The 15,135-nt window shown below is 39.5% G+C and carries 16 protein-coding genes; 1 reads left to right on the plus strand and 15 read right to left on the minus strand.

Annotated features, from left to right (window positions below; translation table 11 throughout):
• Positions 1-3 precede the first annotated feature (3 nt).
• From G589_RS0104440 to G589_RS0104505, 14 genes are all read right to left on the minus strand, one after another.
• Complete coding sequence (locus tag G589_RS0104440; protein ID WP_026521244.1) at positions 4-429, minus strand: hypothetical protein; 426 nt, start codon at positions 427-429, stop codon at positions 4-6.
• Positions 426-950 carry an RNA polymerase sigma factor gene (locus G589_RS0104445; protein WP_035775307.1) on the minus strand — a complete coding sequence of 175 codons (525 nt, stop codon included), beginning with the start codon at positions 948-950 and terminating at the stop codon, positions 426-428. The genes G589_RS0104440 and G589_RS0104445 overlap by 4 nt, the downstream gene beginning before the upstream one ends.
• A gap of 104 nt (positions 951-1,054) precedes the next feature.
• The gene (locus tag G589_RS0104450; protein ID WP_196811844.1) at positions 1,055-2,194 is read right to left on the minus strand and encodes a GGDEF domain-containing protein; all 1,140 of its coding nucleotides are present in this window, start codon (positions 2,192-2,194) and stop codon (positions 1,055-1,057) included.
• Positions 2,195-2,250: 56 nt separating this feature from the next.
• Positions 2,251-3,357, minus strand: coding sequence for a hypothetical protein (locus G589_RS0104455; RefSeq protein WP_155832494.1), 1,107 nt, complete (start codon positions 3,355-3,357; stop codon positions 2,251-2,253).
• Positions 3,358-3,495: 138 nt separating this feature from the next.
• Positions 3,496-3,951: a GNAT family N-acetyltransferase gene (locus G589_RS0104460; RefSeq protein ID WP_026521248.1), complete on the minus strand. Its 456-nt coding sequence runs from the start codon at positions 3,949-3,951 to the stop codon at positions 3,496-3,498.
• A gap of 57 nt (positions 3,952-4,008) precedes the next feature.
• A complete protein-coding gene (locus tag G589_RS0104465) occupies positions 4,009-4,491 on the minus strand; it encodes a GNAT family N-acetyltransferase (RefSeq protein WP_026521249.1) in 483 nt (160 codons plus the stop codon).
• Positions 4,492-5,178: 687 nt separating this feature from the next.
• Positions 5,179-5,835, minus strand: coding sequence for a hypothetical protein (locus G589_RS0104470; RefSeq protein WP_026516608.1), 657 nt, complete (start codon positions 5,833-5,835; stop codon positions 5,179-5,181).
• Between the two features lie 102 nt (positions 5,836-5,937).
• Positions 5,938-7,107, minus strand: coding sequence for an RCC1 domain-containing protein (locus G589_RS20935; protein ID WP_196811845.1), 1,170 nt, complete (start codon positions 7,105-7,107; stop codon positions 5,938-5,940).
• A gap of 160 nt (positions 7,108-7,267) precedes the next feature.
• Positions 7,268-8,635 carry a hypothetical protein gene (locus G589_RS0104480; RefSeq protein WP_026521250.1) on the minus strand — a complete coding sequence of 456 codons (1,368 nt, stop codon included), beginning with the start codon at positions 8,633-8,635 and terminating at the stop codon, positions 7,268-7,270.
• Positions 8,636-8,949: 314 nt separating this feature from the next.
• On the minus strand, positions 8,950-10,341 hold the full coding sequence (locus tag G589_RS0104485; protein ID WP_026516611.1) for a relaxase/mobilization nuclease domain-containing protein: 1,392 nt from the start codon (positions 10,339-10,341) through the stop codon (positions 8,950-8,952).
• Between the two features lie 9 nt (positions 10,342-10,350).
• On the minus strand, positions 10,351-10,695 hold the full coding sequence (locus G589_RS0104490) for a plasmid mobilization protein (RefSeq protein ID WP_026516612.1): 345 nt from the start codon (positions 10,693-10,695) through the stop codon (positions 10,351-10,353).
• On the minus strand, positions 10,679-11,761 hold the full coding sequence (locus G589_RS20940; RefSeq protein WP_051192177.1) for a DUF6017 domain-containing protein: 1,083 nt from the start codon (positions 11,759-11,761) through the stop codon (positions 10,679-10,681). Before G589_RS20940 ends, G589_RS0104490 begins: the two co-directional genes overlap by 17 nt.
• A gap of 94 nt (positions 11,762-11,855) precedes the next feature.
• The gene (locus tag G589_RS0104500) at positions 11,856-12,947 is read right to left on the minus strand and encodes a site-specific integrase (protein WP_026516613.1); all 1,092 of its coding nucleotides are present in this window, start codon (positions 12,945-12,947) and stop codon (positions 11,856-11,858) included.
• A 10-nt stretch (positions 12,948-12,957) separates the two neighbouring features.
• Positions 12,958-13,143, minus strand: a complete 186-nt coding sequence (locus tag G589_RS0104505; RefSeq protein ID WP_026516614.1) for a DNA-binding protein — start codon at positions 13,141-13,143, stop codon at positions 12,958-12,960.
• A 195-nt stretch (positions 13,144-13,338) separates the two neighbouring features.
• Here G589_RS0104505 and G589_RS0104510 point away from each other — a divergent pair, with 195 nt between their 5' ends.
• Positions 13,339-14,352: a helix-turn-helix domain-containing protein gene (locus G589_RS0104510; RefSeq protein ID WP_026516615.1), complete on the plus strand. Its 1,014-nt coding sequence runs from the start codon at positions 13,339-13,341 to the stop codon at positions 14,350-14,352.
• Between the two features lie 100 nt (positions 14,353-14,452).
• On the opposite strand, the gene G589_RS0104515 is transcribed toward G589_RS0104510, so the two are convergent.
• Positions 14,453-15,127, minus strand: a complete 675-nt coding sequence (locus G589_RS0104515; protein ID WP_026516616.1) for a DUF3800 domain-containing protein — start codon at positions 15,125-15,127, stop codon at positions 14,453-14,455.
• Between the last annotated feature and the right edge of the window lie 8 nt (positions 15,128-15,135).

Consider the following 15,135-nt stretch of genomic DNA (forward strand, 5'->3'; position numbering starts at 1 on the left):
ACTTTACTCAAACCAGTTTTTAATATGTGACTGTATAAAAGCTTCTGTTTCTTCCAAATGACCTGTATTAGAACTTTTCTTTAAAACTTCTTCCTTGGTAGGGGCAGGTCTGCTCGATAGTACTTCTTCTCTGGATGCTACATTTCTCGTTAAGGCAGCCTCTTCTCTGGACGGAATGCCCACCTTTGTTTCAGGAATGAAAGGAACTATGCAGACAATGGCAATTGCTGCAGCTACCGCAAATGCGACACGCAAGCAGTATGTACTGAACTCTACTGTTTTCCTGCGCTTCTTGTGCTCTACGAAAGACAAAACTTTTCTCTCGATACCTGCCGGTGCCTGAACAAGCTCTTTTCCCTCTACGTCCATGATCAGTTTGCTCAGCTCATCATCGCTTAGATACGGTATTATCTTATCTTTATCGCTCATGCAAGTAGGTCCTCCTTCCTTATAGTTTTCTTTAGCATTTCTCGCGCTCTGTAGATATGCGACTGTACAGTCTTTAGTGGTACCCCGATTCGAATCGAGATCTCTTTTGCCGTAAGGCCCTCTTCAAAATGGAGCTTAGCCGGCGTCCTGTATGGTTCCGAAAGTCCGTCGCAGCTGTTTCTGAAAGCCTCCATGATGTCTGCTGCAACGAACTGTTCCAATGGTCCGTCCCGTCCTGACCCTTCAGCTTGAGGCAGCTCATCATTGGGTGTCGCCACAGCCCGTCTCTCGGCTGCCCGAAGGTAATCGATGCACTTGTTGCTTGCAATCCTGCACAGCCAGGCCTTTTCCGAAGAACCATCGAACTCATTTATATGTTCATAGGCCGAAATAAAGGTTTCCTGCGTGATATCCTCCGCGGCAAAATAATCACCGGTCAGCTTAAGACATACAGAGAAAACAAGATTCTTGTACGTGCTCATCAGCTCTATTAACTTTTCCTTGGAATCTGTTTTCCCCATCTTTTTTTCCTTGATTTCGCTCTCCTCATATAATATAACGAATTACGCACATAAAAGTCTGCAAAAAAATACGACTTACAGAAATTTTTCTGTAAGTCGCATGATCATGATCCTTTCTTTTTCTCATCATACATAGCAGCGTCGGCCTTCTCTATCAGGTCTTTTAACGAATCATCATCATCCAGATCTGCAATACCTATGCTGATTGTCAGGTCAAACGGAAGCTTTTCCTCCTCCACAAGTTCCGAAAGCCTTGCATTTATGTTGTTCTTTAGCTCCTCGTTTGTCGCATCGCCTTCTGAGGAGGCCAAAACAACAAATTCATCACCGCCATACCTTGCAATGATAGCCCTGCGTCCGGAGTGCTTACAGCCTTCGCGTAGAGCCTTGGCGATCAGTTTAAGAGCATTGTCTCCCTGAAGATGTCCATAGGTGTCGTTGATGTGTTTGAAATGATTAGCATCTACCAGTAGGAGATATATCTTTTCCTGCTCGCCCTTACCCCTCTTAAGCTGTTCAAAGGACAGATTGAGCTGTTTCCTGTTATTGAGACCGGTAAGCGGATCAAGAGAAATCAGTTCATCCACCCATATAAGATACAGCATAAGCGTCGCCAAAGACATTGCCACACAGGCTACAGGTAATCTGGGATAGATAAACTGTATGATTCCCGCCACACCCGGCGCAACCGGGAAAAGAAGTAACCGGATCAGTACTTTTTTATCCTGCTTAGTGTCTTTTCTGATGATGTTTAGAATGATCCTGATCCATGCCAGGGCAATGTATGAATATGACAATACATAAGTAAGAATGAACAGTGGTCCTCTGTGATATGTTCCGTCATCACCAAAATAAAACAGATATTTGCCAAAAAGATTTCCCAGGAGCAAAATACCCATGAGCCACATGAGTATTGCTGACTGCCTGACCCTTCTCATATCCTTTGCAAAACTTGTATCACGGATAAGTTCAAAATACAGAAACCAAAAGAAGCACATGCTTGATGTGGCGAAAAAATAGACAGTCTTACAGGCAACAAGAATCCTTCCATCGCCCGGAATAACATGATTAAGCACCATTTGAGACCAGGTGTCCGAAATGAAGAAAACCATCTCCGATATGATGGACATGACAAAATTTCTCTGAGCCACCATCTTGGATAGTCCCCGCGTTTTGTGGAGGATGATCCATATCAGTATCAGAGAAAACAGATTCAGTTCAAGATATAGAATCGCATATTCCATGTTTGCATCCATAGAATAATTATACTCTATTTTCCGTAGATTAGTGTTCTCTGATTTTACTGCTCACCAATATATTCAAAACTAATCCCATCATCATGAGATACATAAAGTCCCGACGGGTGTTTTTCAAGCTCCTCGTTATAATAATCCCCGGAATATTGGCTCTGTCCGACCAGCATATAGAGATCCTCGCCATCTTTCCAGACCTTTTCAGGAATTGTGAATGGGTTATAGATGCTTCCATCTGCCAGTTTGACCTTAGCTGAAGGGTAATTTACCTGGGTAAAAGACCTTCCTCCGTCCGCCGTTCTGTATATAAGAGCGTCATCTCCTCCGTTATAGGTAAGGCACGAAAATCCAAGATTGGTATCATCAATAAACTCAATCCAGCTAGCTGCTCCGCCGCTTCCACAGTAGGGATCGTCATTAACCAGTACAACCTTTCCGTCGCTGTCTCTCTTGGCTGTAAGCACGTAGTAACTGCTTCCTGCTGCCCTGTCGACAGGTATCATTCCATATGTGATTCCATCCGCGGTTGTATAGGAGCACTCCGCTTCATAGTCCTCGTACCCCTCTCCGCTGCCGTCATCCTCAAATACAAGCTTCTCATAGTCTGCAGGTATCATAACCTGATAATCTGTAGCGTTCAGTTTCTCATCCAGAAAACTATACAGCCCTTCATACAGAGCCTCTCTGTCATACCCTCCGCTAATGTACGGAGACGGGTCAAAAGACTCTTTTGAAGGATACATGCTAATGATGATCTCCTTATACAGCCACGGAGCCTCATCATACGGAATCTCCGACAGACATATCTCCATCCACTCGCATATATCATCGCAAAACCAGTTCATATCCTGCATTCCGTTCTCATCCAGAATCGGAACCATCACAGTTCCCATCAGCGTCTCGCTACACTCTCTGTCCTGCCAGTAAAGCGCCCTCTGGATCTTCTCCGGAAATGTATCCTCAGCCAGACCAATAAACTTATAAAGCAGCTGATTCTCATGCATCTTCTGCTGAGTTTCTTCATCAGTCTCTTCGCTTGTAGCTACCGCCGCCTGATCCTCTATATTCTGTTCCGATATTGCCTCATTTTGAGAAGAGCATGCAGATAGTGTAAGCATGCCCAAAAGAACTATTCCAACAATCCTTGTTTTCATAACACTCCACTCCTTAACCATTTATCCCCCTATACAAGATTAATGATCCCTGGGGACGGAGTCAAGGGCTCATTTTTGAACCCCGGGGACGGAGTCAGTGGCTCATTTACTGCCTTATTATCATATCTTCCAACGGGTTCATCGATTCATATAAAAGGTTACAATCTCTACGTTCCCATCCATCCTTTTTTCTCCTAAACTGAACCCACATTTCTCAGTGTAGAACTTAACATTTTGGCGCTTGTCAGCAGGTGTAACTAAGGTTATCTCTTTCCAATCAGGGCAGACAGATAACATGTACTTAAATGTCTTTGTACCTATTCCCATTCCTTGATATTCCGGTATAACACACAGGCAGCCAAGGTAGTATCGTCCATCTCCCTCGTTTTTGAAAGAAAGCGCCCCGATTGGAGTATTATCACCTAAAATGAGGTATTTCGTAAAATTCTCAAAAGATTGTTCCATATGTTCTTTTGTCTGTCCATAAGCAGGGCACTCCCCATAAAAGACATAATCATCATAAAATGAAGCATTATATATATTAACCAACAGCTCTGCGTCTTCTTTGACCGCTTGTCTATATTTTATCGTCATGATTTGCCCCCAAAATCTTCTACTATTCTCGTGTTAGTATAATCTTCTCTCCGCATTCTACAATTTCAAAGCCGCAATTATTTCTTCTCCGTCCATATCTCCGGTCTCTATAAATCCAAAAGACTCATAAAGAGCTTTTGCCACTTTATTGTCCGGTTCATATGATAACCAGCAATATTCTGCTTTGCCACAAGGAAATGTCCGAATAAACTCAAGAGAAAGCTCTATCGCTTTTCTGCCATAACCCTTTTGCTGATATCTCTTATCTATCATCAGGCGCCATAAGTTATAGTTATTATCTGCTACTGCAGGAGCATCATCCCAATACTCATCTTTATCATATCCAATCATAACGAAACCCACTGGAGTATCGTCATCATAAATGCCAAAAGGATAAGCGTAACCATTATTGGTGATAGTCGTATAAGCCTCAATAATACTGACATCATTAGCAGCAACAAATTCTCTCTGCTCATCATTAACAGATAGTTTTAATATATCCCAAACATTTTTACCATTTATCTTTTCAATTCTTAGCATACGGTTATCCCCCAACAAATTTCACTCCTGTCTTCCTCAAACACATGCTTAAATCATATCATAATTAGAACAAGATTATAGCTCGGAAATTAAGATACGGTTTTACAAAATCTCATCTATCATTATATCCATGCAGAAAGTGGTTTGCATTATCACCCTTATCCCTGCATTTTTCTTGAAAATGACTCAAATAGGTATTTGGATGTGATTTAGTCAACATTTTTGTCCTTTTCTTACAATTCTCAATGGAAAAAGTGACTAAGAAAATGATATAAACACATCATAGTCACTTGTAACTCTAAGGACTAGGATAAATGAGGGGTAAATAGTGTCTAAGAACATGAAAAAGAGATTCCTTAGTCACTTTTTCACTTTTAGATCAAAATATAGCTTTCATGGCAACGGTACTAAATATTTCGATACCTTTACGCAAAAAAAGAGCTCCAAGCACAAGGCTTGAAGCTCTTTATAAATTCAGTGATCATGCGATCTGATAAGAATTACTCAACGATTGTAGCAACCTTACCTGATCCAACTGTACGTCCACCCTCACGGCTTAACGGTCTTTATATCTATTTGGAAAGCCTTGATTTTACGTGGTTTCTATTCGCATATATCTCATGTTTCGCTTCATTTTTAGTGGTTTTTGAAATTTTTAGAGCCATTTTAGAGCCAGCGGCACGTTATTCAAAAATCATTATGGTCTTTGACCTTATTAACAGAAGCAGGAAAGTACTTTTCTATAGCTTCCTGAAGGTGTTTAAACTCCATATATTGCTTGTAACGTCCAGTTTCAAAACTCTCTTTTATGAAGTTATCAAGTGCCTTGAGAACATCGTACTTGGCAAAGCTATCCACCTTGCCATCCCAATACCCCTCTTGTTGTTCCTCTTCAGCCAGCTCGTATGGCAACAGTATGTCACCTATATACTGTATCTGTCCCTTTTCTTTCAGATATATGCCACAAGCAAAAGTATCGTAGTAATCCGCATTTGACAAATCTACTTCTTTCACATGGATTTCCCTAACAATGGGATCACTCCCATCCCATGGATACATCCTGGCAATTATGACAGGATCCTCATCGTTATAATCAGCTCTCTTGTAAAAATTGCATGGCAGCTGATTATCATCCCCCTGAAGTCCCGCAATAGCATAACCAAAGTCTATCTCGTCAGCTGCACAATCCTTCATGGAATGAAATTCTGAAACTCCGCAGAACCTGTACGAATCTACTGCCCCCTTTACAGCCTGGGTAATATCACTGCCTTTGGATTTCGGCCTCTGCACCTGCGCCTGTTGGATCTGCATTCTGTTATATACTGCATTCACCGCCATACTCATAGACATCATCCTTCCGATAATAAAAACGTGCCCCTTCAAGGATGGTCAATCCATTGAAAAGACACGCATCTCCATTGCTATCTTTTATATCGGCAGAATTCTTTAATTGTTTATAGTTTCTTTCTCTTTAAACTGTATCCTCTGGAATCTGTCAGAATACACGAGTTCTATCGGTTCATGAAGTCCATCATCCATATATTCTTCAGGAGTTCTTAACGTATCTTCATAAAGTTTGAAATCCCAGATCTTGCTTCCTTCGCCATCAACATATTTGCCACAGGCAAATACTGAGCCGTCTTTTTTCTCTGCAAAGGTAACATATGTATAGTCATACTCATCATCTTCTACGGTATATGGCTTATTGTTTTCAAATCTGACTTCATCCATCCAGACCATTTTCACGTCATCCAAAACTTTAACCGGCTCTTCTATGAAATCTTGATTCTTGCTGTCATATCCACAACTTCCAAAGGTGTTGTTGCCCCAGGTCCACAATGTACCATCATCTTTGATGGCAGCCATGCTGAATGAACCACAGGTAACATAGATTGCATTATCAAGCATCTTTGTAGGCTCTGAATAACTGCATCCAATTGTATCATCAGGATGTTTCGCTGATGTAGTCCTGATTTCGCCCCACCACCAGACTGAACCATCATTTTTGAGGGCAATAATACCACCATGACTCGCTCTGGCATATTTTACATCAGTCATTAAACATACTGGGGATGTAGCAACTATATCATCATAATAAATCCATTCTTTCCCATATGGATTTTCCAATCCCATCAATCCGTTTTGATTTGCCCCGGCTCCGTATAATTCACCGTTTTCTGTGAGATAAATCATGAAGAATGCTGCGTAATCAACATGAACCACATTCTCAGCTATCTTCTGTGGTGCGCTTTCATAAGATGAGCGATTCCCGTTGCCTAGCTGTCCTTCACCGTTATCACCCACACCCCAAAGGACATTATCATCATCTATATAATAGTGATTATCATATTCATACTCATTTCTGAAATAATAGTTTGCTATGTCAAAATCGGTATCATCAAGATGAAGTTCATCCATGTTTTCTACATAGTAAACAGGAAGTTCAACAATATCCTCATCAGGATCCACAGTAACAGCATCATCAGATGGGGTAATGGCAGGAATGAACTTAATAAGCACAGCAGCACCAATAGCAATGCACAGAATAGTAAATACCCAGACCAGCCAATTCTTCTTATCAGGCTCATCAAAATTGCTATCAATAATTTCACTCATATCTTTATCTTCAATATCCATAAGTCACCTTTCACCAGTTAACTTTTAAAAATCAAGTATATACAATGGAGCCACAACAATAATAATGCCCATCAGCAATGTCAAAGCCTTAAGAGCTTTACTTTTTTTCCCACAATAATTGATATGTAAGAAATTGTAATTAAGATGTTCTTATTTTTTCCTCAACTTCATTAAACTCATCATAGCTAATTAGTCCAGAAAAGGTTTCATACGATTTCATTAGCATCTGCGCCATAATATCATCTGGTAGTTCCTGAAATACATTTTCGTATTCATTATATATTACTCCAAAAGAAACCTCTTGTTGGTCATAGCTTTCATATAATTCATCTTCAGCAGTTTCAAATTGCTCTTCGGTAATTGCGTTTCCGAAATTATCGGTATAAGAAAAAACAAGTTCATCACTGTCATCGTCTTTAGGCTGGTATTCTTCAACCGCAATCTCGTCATAATGTATTACTCCATTTTCAAGATAAAGGGCACATTTTATATTACCTCCCCATGAAGCTCCTGATTTCCCATGGTTTGTACCGATATACATGTATGTTTGATCAGCCTCGTTATAGAACACTTTTATTTTTTTATATTCAAATTCAGGAGCATCGCCATTGTAATCAATTAACTCAATTCCATTAAAATCAGAATTCACTTCATATATTTCTGCATGAGTAAATATTCCTGTTCCCTGAGTTTCAGATGCAGTAATTTCCAGTCTGCCATTATGATCATAATCCGTGATATAGTAGAGAGAGTGAGCAGATGTTGTTAAACCATCTTCATATGTGATTTTCCAGACATCTCTGTTTTTTACTATGATTGAAATCTGAGAATCAATTAAGTCATTGGATAAATAAGCACTATCCTTAGTCGTAGAATTGTACATCTTTATCTTGTCATAAACATCATGGATTGTACCATCTTCAGGCATGGAATCATTGATATATTTACTAATATCCTTTGAGTATTCAAATGAATCGCCTTTATCCTCGAAGATTCTGACCTCTGTACGAGGAATCACTCCCTGCGGACCTGCACCGGTTATGTATAACAGACCAATGATCACTTCATCTTTTTCATCTTCATTGATATCTTTAAAAGCCACAAAAGATATCCCCTCGAAGAGGTTATCTCTGATGTCGTTTTCATAAACAGAAGGCATTTTATAAATCACCTGATTCTGGTCCATAAGATAAAATGTTGCATCAGCATGTGGATTTGTATCTTTATCAGGTTGGCAAGATACAAATCTCACATCTCCCCATTCATTTAATTGAATGTCAAAAGACTGATCTTCTATTATTTTTGTTGTATCTATTTCTACAATTTCATCCTCATTCTGAGTTATTTCAGCTGTGCTTTCATCATTTCTTTCTTCGCTAGTGCTTTCAGTAGATACTTCATTGTCTGAAACCACTTCCGTATCATATTCATTTGTATTGGAAAAAGAACATGCAGACAAAACGAGCATGCTTGCAAGAATTCCCGCCAAAACTTTTCTTCTTTTCATACCTATCCTCCAAGATAAAGTATCCCCGGTTTCTAATTATATCAGCATGTTAAAAATCATCAATATTACCTTACAAGCTATTCATTTTTTGCATAGTGCAAATTTGTTATTTCACCAAAATAGAAAAGAGTGCAGCATTTGTCAGCCACACTCAAATCTTATTCTGCTATGCTTTTCATTTTTTATCGGATTGATAATTATCTTCATCGTAGATGCAACAGTCAGATTGAAAATCTGATTCAAGGGGCTTGGGGAATCCCCCAACAAGTCGCATATGTATTACATATGCCCCACTTGCCTTTAACAAATATAAGTTAGCGTGTGCGCTCAGGGGTGCGACGCTGCGCCGGCATTTCTCTGATTCCAAGGATGCAATCAATATCATACTTGGCAATGCGGAACTGCTCCATATCTTTCTTAGCCAGCTTGTACTCGGAGTAGGCTTCATTCTTTTTTGAACGTAACTGTTCAAATTCTTCATTAAGTTCTTTAACAGATGGAATCTTTCCTTGGATCTTATTAAATGAATCCTTCGCACTTTTGTGAATCATGATTTCAGCTCTGTGCTCTTCAAAAAACTTTCTGTCAAAACCGGTTGCTTTGTACTTCTGATAAATATCTCTGGTCTTGGAGTAGTCGATTATATTTTTACGGAGCTTTGAGATTTCATCCATCCGTGATTCGCAAATCTTGATTTCATCTCTAAGTTCGCCAAATCTTTTCGCTGACTCTTCAGTTCTTTTCTCCAATTCATCATAAGAACCGATACCATTTTCTTGTATGAACAAAAGAGCTTTCGATACCTGCTTTATATTAAATTTCTTCGCCCAGTTTTCATAACCTTTTCCTTTCGAAGCTATATCCTGAACGTTAATAAGCAGATCAAAGTCTTTCTGGCGATAAAACGGAGTAGATTCTTTCTTGGGTGCAATGATTTTTGAATCACTCTCAATCTTTTTCTTGATATCGATCTCAGTATAGCCATCACCAAGCGATTTAAATCTGACAAAGCGTTTTTGATTATTTCCTTTGACCGAAGTATGCTTACCATGTTTGATTTCATAGCCTTGAGCTTTCATCTCCAAGAGAAAATCGTCAAACGTCTTTGGACTATTAGAGAGAGCTTTGTCAATCGCTTGCCTGATCCCATCACGGATTGTTCTATCGCTATGGAAATTGTTGTACACCTTATCACTGTGATATGGCTCATCTGCAATCACTGAATATCCATTTTCAAGACAGATAAGATTGGACAGGCGCCCCAGCGCAATCCCTGATTTATGAAAGTCTCTAAACTTCCTGTCACAATCAAGATTAACCGCATTGAATATAACATGATTATGAATATGTGCTCTGTTCGTATGTGTTGCGACAACAAATGCATGCTCACCTTTTGTAAACCTCATAGCTGTTTCATAACCAATACGGTTTGCTTCTTCAGGTGTTATCTCTCCAGGCTTAAAGGACTGTCGTATCTGATAAGCTATAACATTGTCAGATGCCTTATCCCCAACCTTCTGAATATATTCCCTCATGGATAAGTCGAATTCCTCTGCTGCAGTTATTGGATCACATTCATAGGCTGTTATCCACTTGCCTTCTTCAGTCTTCTCATCATCCTCAACATAATCAATGCTGCCTTTTGCTCCGCCTCCTTTTCCTCCACCCTTACTTCCATGAATTGCAATAAGTCTTGTAGCTGCCATAATTTCCCCCTATGCTATCTTTGCTAGACTTCTGAGTAGCTCTTTAATAGAACTCCATATTAGCTCCTGCTGGTCCTTTAACTCCTTTATGTCCTTAATGAAAATGCTGCCGGTCTCGTTTGCCTTTTTGGCATATTGATTGAGATTATTACTGCAGATCCTCATAAGTCTGACTATCTCTTTTGTATCTGACAGATCAAGACAGATAATATATCCCTGCATAATCAACTTCCTTAGAAACGCACTCCTGTTTCTAACACCGGCATCCTCCATTCTCTGTTGTATAAGTTCCTTTTCCTTTTGCGAAACACGGAACTGCAATATGCAGTCCCTCTCATCAATCATCTTCCCCATTTGCCCCTCCTAACTCATGATCTCTTGTAGCATATTCATGCATACCATGATTAACCTTCTGATTGTTGTAATTCTCTGCGGTCTGTATGGACCTATACAAAGCAGTGATAAGGTATGATCTGATATTGCCGATATCTGTGTAAGTTTTATCGAGGCACTCGGTTACATACTCGATATGCTCACTTGTAAGTTTCAAAAAGACAGACTTCACAACCTCAAGCGGTTTATCTTCCCCACCGACTCTGATAGTGTCCTTCTTGGAACAAACAACATCGCAGATGATCTCATAGATTTCATCAATGCGCTTTTGTTCAGCTTCACTACTTTGCCTGGCCATGAGATTCTCAAAATCAATGTTCTCCTTGATAACTTCTCTATAGGCAGCTATCTCATCTATCTCATCAATCTGCTTTACAGGCTTTCCTCTACATCCGGAAGGCCCATGAACATAGAAACTACCATCTGTCTTTAGATTGATTGGATTGTTGTACTCTTTAGTAGTAATCTCTGTAGTAATCTCTGTACTTGTAGTACCCTGAAGGTAATTACCCTCTGCCCTAACTGAAACCACCGTATTATCATCAAAGACACACGGTGGTTCCTTCAAAGACACACCCTCAGAAGATCTATGGATATAAGTGATCTCCTTTAATTTTTCCGGCACAAGCTCAAGATACATATTGTTGTGTAATTTCATTCCATCTTTGGTTGTTTCATCAACCAAATGCTTCTTAATTACACCCTTTCTACATAGAAAGTCCAGCGCCAACCTTGCCTGCTTCTTTGATACACCAAACTGGTCCTCAATCTGCCTGTAACTCCTTTGAAGGAAGTCCTTCTTAAACTTCTTTTTATACCCCACTAAGGCTCCGGTCCTCTCGTCCCTGATCTCAGTAGGACGGTACCAATACAGAATGTCACTGAGGATATCTATCGCCAGAAGCATTGGCTTTCCGTTAGGACCTCTAAGTGTCTTAAACCATTCTGCCGGAATAATATTTCCGGTAAAATTCATTTCTGAAATCTGATCTACTATCGTATTACCAGTAGATAATGCAAGTTCCAAGTATCATTCCCCCTTCAACAAAAACTCTGTTAAAAAGCAGGGAGCTTTGCTATACTAAATTTGCGAGATTGAGTATAGATAAGCTCCGGCTTTTCTACTCGATTGTGCCCTGGTCCCTGGCCGGGGCATTTCTATTTAGGTCATTCAAAAGATTTGCTACCCTCTTCTGCTCACTTGGATAAAGGTGTCCATAAGTATTGAGCGTAACCTTTATATCCTTATGTCCAAGTCTCTCCTTGATGATAAGCGGCTGTACTCCCTGATTGATAAGATAGGCACAATGTGAATGCCTAAGATCGTGTACTCTGATTTTCTTTACCTCAGCCTTTTTGATATGCCTTGCCATTATATGCTGCAAAGCTTCCGCAACTACCGGAAACAACCTTGCATCTGTTGGATGCTTATACAGTTTGCTCCAATAATCTTGAACCTCATCAACCAGGAACTTCGGAAGATCAATGGTCCTGATGGATGAATCCGTTTTGGGAGTAGTAATAACGTCCTCACCATGCAATCTGAAATAGGTCTTGTTGATTCGAAGAGTCATCTGCCCTACATCGATATCATTTTTCGTAAGTGCAAGCAGCTCACCTTCACGCATCCCAGTCCAGAAAAGAAGCTCAAACATCAGATAGTGCATACTTCCCTTATCAAACGTATCGATAAACTTCCTGTACTCTTCTAAGGTCCAAAAGTTAAGGCTTCTGTTATCCGAGCGTCCCATCTTCTTAACTCGCTTACAAGGATTATCCTTGAGGTAATATATCCTCTGTGCATGGATGAAAAGAGCCGTGACCTGATTCTGAAGCATCCTCAGATATGCGTCTGAATAGTCTTTACTGTCCTTAACTGCTTTCTGCCACGCTAAAATATCTGAGGCAGTGATCTCATTCATCTTCTTGTTACCCAGGTAAGGAATTACGTGAGTTTCAAACATGTATCTCTTATTCCTGAGAGTCCTCTGCTTAAGCTCTACTTCCTTGTCTTTGAGATATACTTCTACAAAAGATGAAAGCATCATATCCATATCAGCTCTGGCTTGTTTTACGAACTCAGCCTCATACTGCTGTGCTTCTCTTTTCGTTTTGAAGCCTCTCTTGTTCTTCTTGTGTTTCTTCCCGGTCCAATCAGTATAGTAGAACTGACTTCGCCAGGTATTAGAATCGTTCTCCTTATATACCGGCATGTTGTCCCCCTTAAGCTGTGAATCCGTAATATCTTTCTTCGAAGTACCTGACAGGAATCTTTCCTGCAATCACAAGATACCCTTTTGATGCAAGCTCCTTATTCATCTTCTGAACAAGTTTGTATGAATGTCCTACAGACACTCCAAGTATCTCTGCTACCTCCTTTGCTGTTAGATAAATCTTGCCTTCTCTCATAGTGTTTGTCCTCCTTTATGATTTATTTTTGGTTTGTAGCTCACTCGCTACATTCTTTATATTGTCATTATATGTAGCGCACTCGCTACAGTCAATAGGTATTTTAAATTTTTGTAGTTTGTCAGCTACATTAGTGTTATAATTTGCTTATCAAATTGATTTCAAGTTCAGTATTCATGGGAGGATACAGACTTTATGACAATAGCTGACAGAATTAAAAAAATAAGGGAAATCTTTGGAATAACATCCAACGAATTTGCCAAGATCACCGGAATCCATCCGGTTTCTATAAGGAAATATGAGACAAATAAAATGGTTCCCGGAAATGATGTGATTGAGAAGATGAGTGAAGCACTAAGGCTTCCAAAGTATATCTTCGAGGGTTTACCAAAACAGTATACCGATTACTCCTTTGAGGGCGATTTTTATCAGCAGTTACTGCTTTTATTAGATAACGGCACATTAAATTTAGAAGGACCCTCTAAAGATAGTGACGGCAAGGATAAGTCCCCATATGGTACATGGTTCTCAGTCAATCCTTTACTTTCTAAGTACATAAAGGTAAGACGAAATGGAGAGGAGATACCTATTGAAGATATACAGATAACTCTGGATCCACTATACTCGAACCCAAACAACAGAGCTGCATTTCTTCTCATGTCTTTTCAACATCTCGAAAAGGCAAGAGAAGCACTTAGTAAAAAATATTGGAAATCAAAAAGTGAGACTAGGGAAGACTATGCAAATCGTCTGACAGAATTAGCTCTCAATACTCAACTTGAATTGATGCTATTAGGGCATTCTTGGAAGCAGTACATGAATGCACCAAAAACACGTGAAGAATTAGATGCAGCCTATCAAAAAGTGTTCGAAGCTGGTGGTGACTATTATGACCTAATTGATCAATTGGATATTCCAGAGGCAGAGAAAAATAATTATATCCATCACTATGAGGACGCATGGATTGAATTACATGCCATCGATGTGGGCGAATATCCCCATGATGGTTCCGAAGATGAAAAATGGGCCTATGCACAGAAAATAATAGATGCTATAGAAAAGTATAAAGAGGACCATCCTGATTACCCAAAAGAGATAAGAGAGGCTTGTGCTGTAGAAACACGGCAGCGCTATGAAGAATATCTAAAAGAACAGAGAAAAAGCAAAAAGAAAAAAGTTGAACCAAAAAAGTCTGCTCCTCAAAATTGAGGAGTCAAAAACGAAAAATCGAGTGCTCAAAACTGAGCACTCGGTCTAGCTAATGGCGCTCCTTTCGGAGTGTCTTTTTTATAGAAATCAGTTACAATCGCTACATTTCTTTCTGACTAATAGGCTTGAGATAATTCTTTTTTAATGTCCTGACATCTTCAAAAAAGTATTTCTCAGATTTAGAAAGAATATGTTTTTCAAGCTTCAGCTCCGCCAGTTTTATAGTACAAATAAGATCAGCAACCTGGAACAGCCTATACTCAGAAGGAAGAACTCTTCTAAATTCAACATTGTCCAAAAGAACATTAAATACAGATGACAGAATTCTACTCACTTCTACCTGACCATTATCGTAGTATATTTTCACACAATCATACCCGATGAAAAAATCCATATTGGACCTTATAAACGCAGCAAGAAGCTTACTCAGTTTTCCAACAGCCTCAACCGAATCATCCATATTTTTCTTTTCTATATAGATAGATTTTACCTTCACATCAACTTTTCTAGTGAAAGTCATCATATTCCTTAGAATTTTCCTTTTATTCTCTACAGTATATTCCTTATACTCATGCTCAGATCTAATTATTGGTCCTGCATGCACACAATGATGCGGCAATCCCAAATACTGCATCTGCGTTTCAAGTTTAGCCAGATCCTCAGTGATATCAACTGCTTGATCATGCATTACCATTGATATTATATAAAACGGAGAATGGGGATCATATTCACCAAAATCTCCAGATTCGTCTACAAATATACTTAATTCCTTCATACCCCTCC

The organism is Butyrivibrio sp. VCB2001 (assembly GCF_000423965.1).
Lineage (GTDB): Bacteria > Bacillota > Clostridia > Lachnospirales > Lachnospiraceae > Butyrivibrio.

Excerpts from the sequence above, each read along its gene's own strand:
- G589_RS0104440 (WP_026521244.1), bottom strand. The coding sequence starts at position 429 with ATGAGCGATAAAGATAAGATAATACCGTATCTAAGCGATGATGAGCTG.
- G589_RS0104445 (WP_035775307.1), bottom strand. The coding sequence starts at position 950 with ATGGGGAAAACAGATTCCAAGGAAAAGTTAATAGAGCTGATGAGCACG.
- G589_RS0104450 (WP_196811844.1), bottom strand. The coding sequence starts at position 2,194 with ATGGAATATGCGATTCTATATCTTGAACTGAATCTGTTTTCTCTGATA.
- G589_RS0104455 (WP_155832494.1), bottom strand. The coding sequence starts at position 3,357 with ATGAAAACAAGGATTGTTGGAATAGTTCTTTTGGGCATGCTTACACTA.
- G589_RS0104460 (WP_026521248.1), bottom strand. The coding sequence starts at position 3,951 with ATGACGATAAAATATAGACAAGCGGTCAAAGAAGACGCAGAGCTGTTG.
- G589_RS0104465 (WP_026521249.1), bottom strand. The coding sequence starts at position 4,491 with ATGCTAAGAATTGAAAAGATAAATGGTAAAAATGTTTGGGATATATTA.
- G589_RS0104470 (WP_026516608.1), bottom strand. The coding sequence starts at position 5,835 with ATGAGTATGGCGGTGAATGCAGTATATAACAGAATGCAGATCCAACAG.
- G589_RS20935 (WP_196811845.1), bottom strand. The coding sequence starts at position 7,107 with ATGAGTGAAATTATTGATAGCAATTTTGATGAGCCTGATAAGAAGAAT.
- G589_RS0104480 (WP_026521250.1), bottom strand. The coding sequence starts at position 8,635 with ATGAAAAGAAGAAAAGTTTTGGCGGGAATTCTTGCAAGCATGCTCGTT.
- G589_RS0104485 (WP_026516611.1), bottom strand. The coding sequence starts at position 10,341 with ATGGCAGCTACAAGACTTATTGCAATTCATGGAAGTAAGGGTGGAGGA.
- G589_RS0104490 (WP_026516612.1), bottom strand. The coding sequence starts at position 10,695 with ATGGGGAAGATGATTGATGAGAGGGACTGCATATTGCAGTTCCGTGTT.
- G589_RS0104500 (WP_026516613.1), bottom strand. The coding sequence starts at position 12,947 with ATGCCGGTATATAAGGAGAACGATTCTAATACCTGGCGAAGTCAGTTC.
- G589_RS0104505 (WP_026516614.1), bottom strand. The coding sequence starts at position 13,143 with ATGAGAGAAGGCAAGATTTATCTAACAGCAAAGGAGGTAGCAGAGATA.
- G589_RS0104510 (WP_026516615.1), top strand. The coding sequence starts at position 13,339 with ATGACAATAGCTGACAGAATTAAAAAAATAAGGGAAATCTTTGGAATA.
- G589_RS0104515 (WP_026516616.1), bottom strand. The coding sequence starts at position 15,127 with ATGAAGGAATTAAGTATATTTGTAGACGAATCTGGAGATTTTGGTGAA.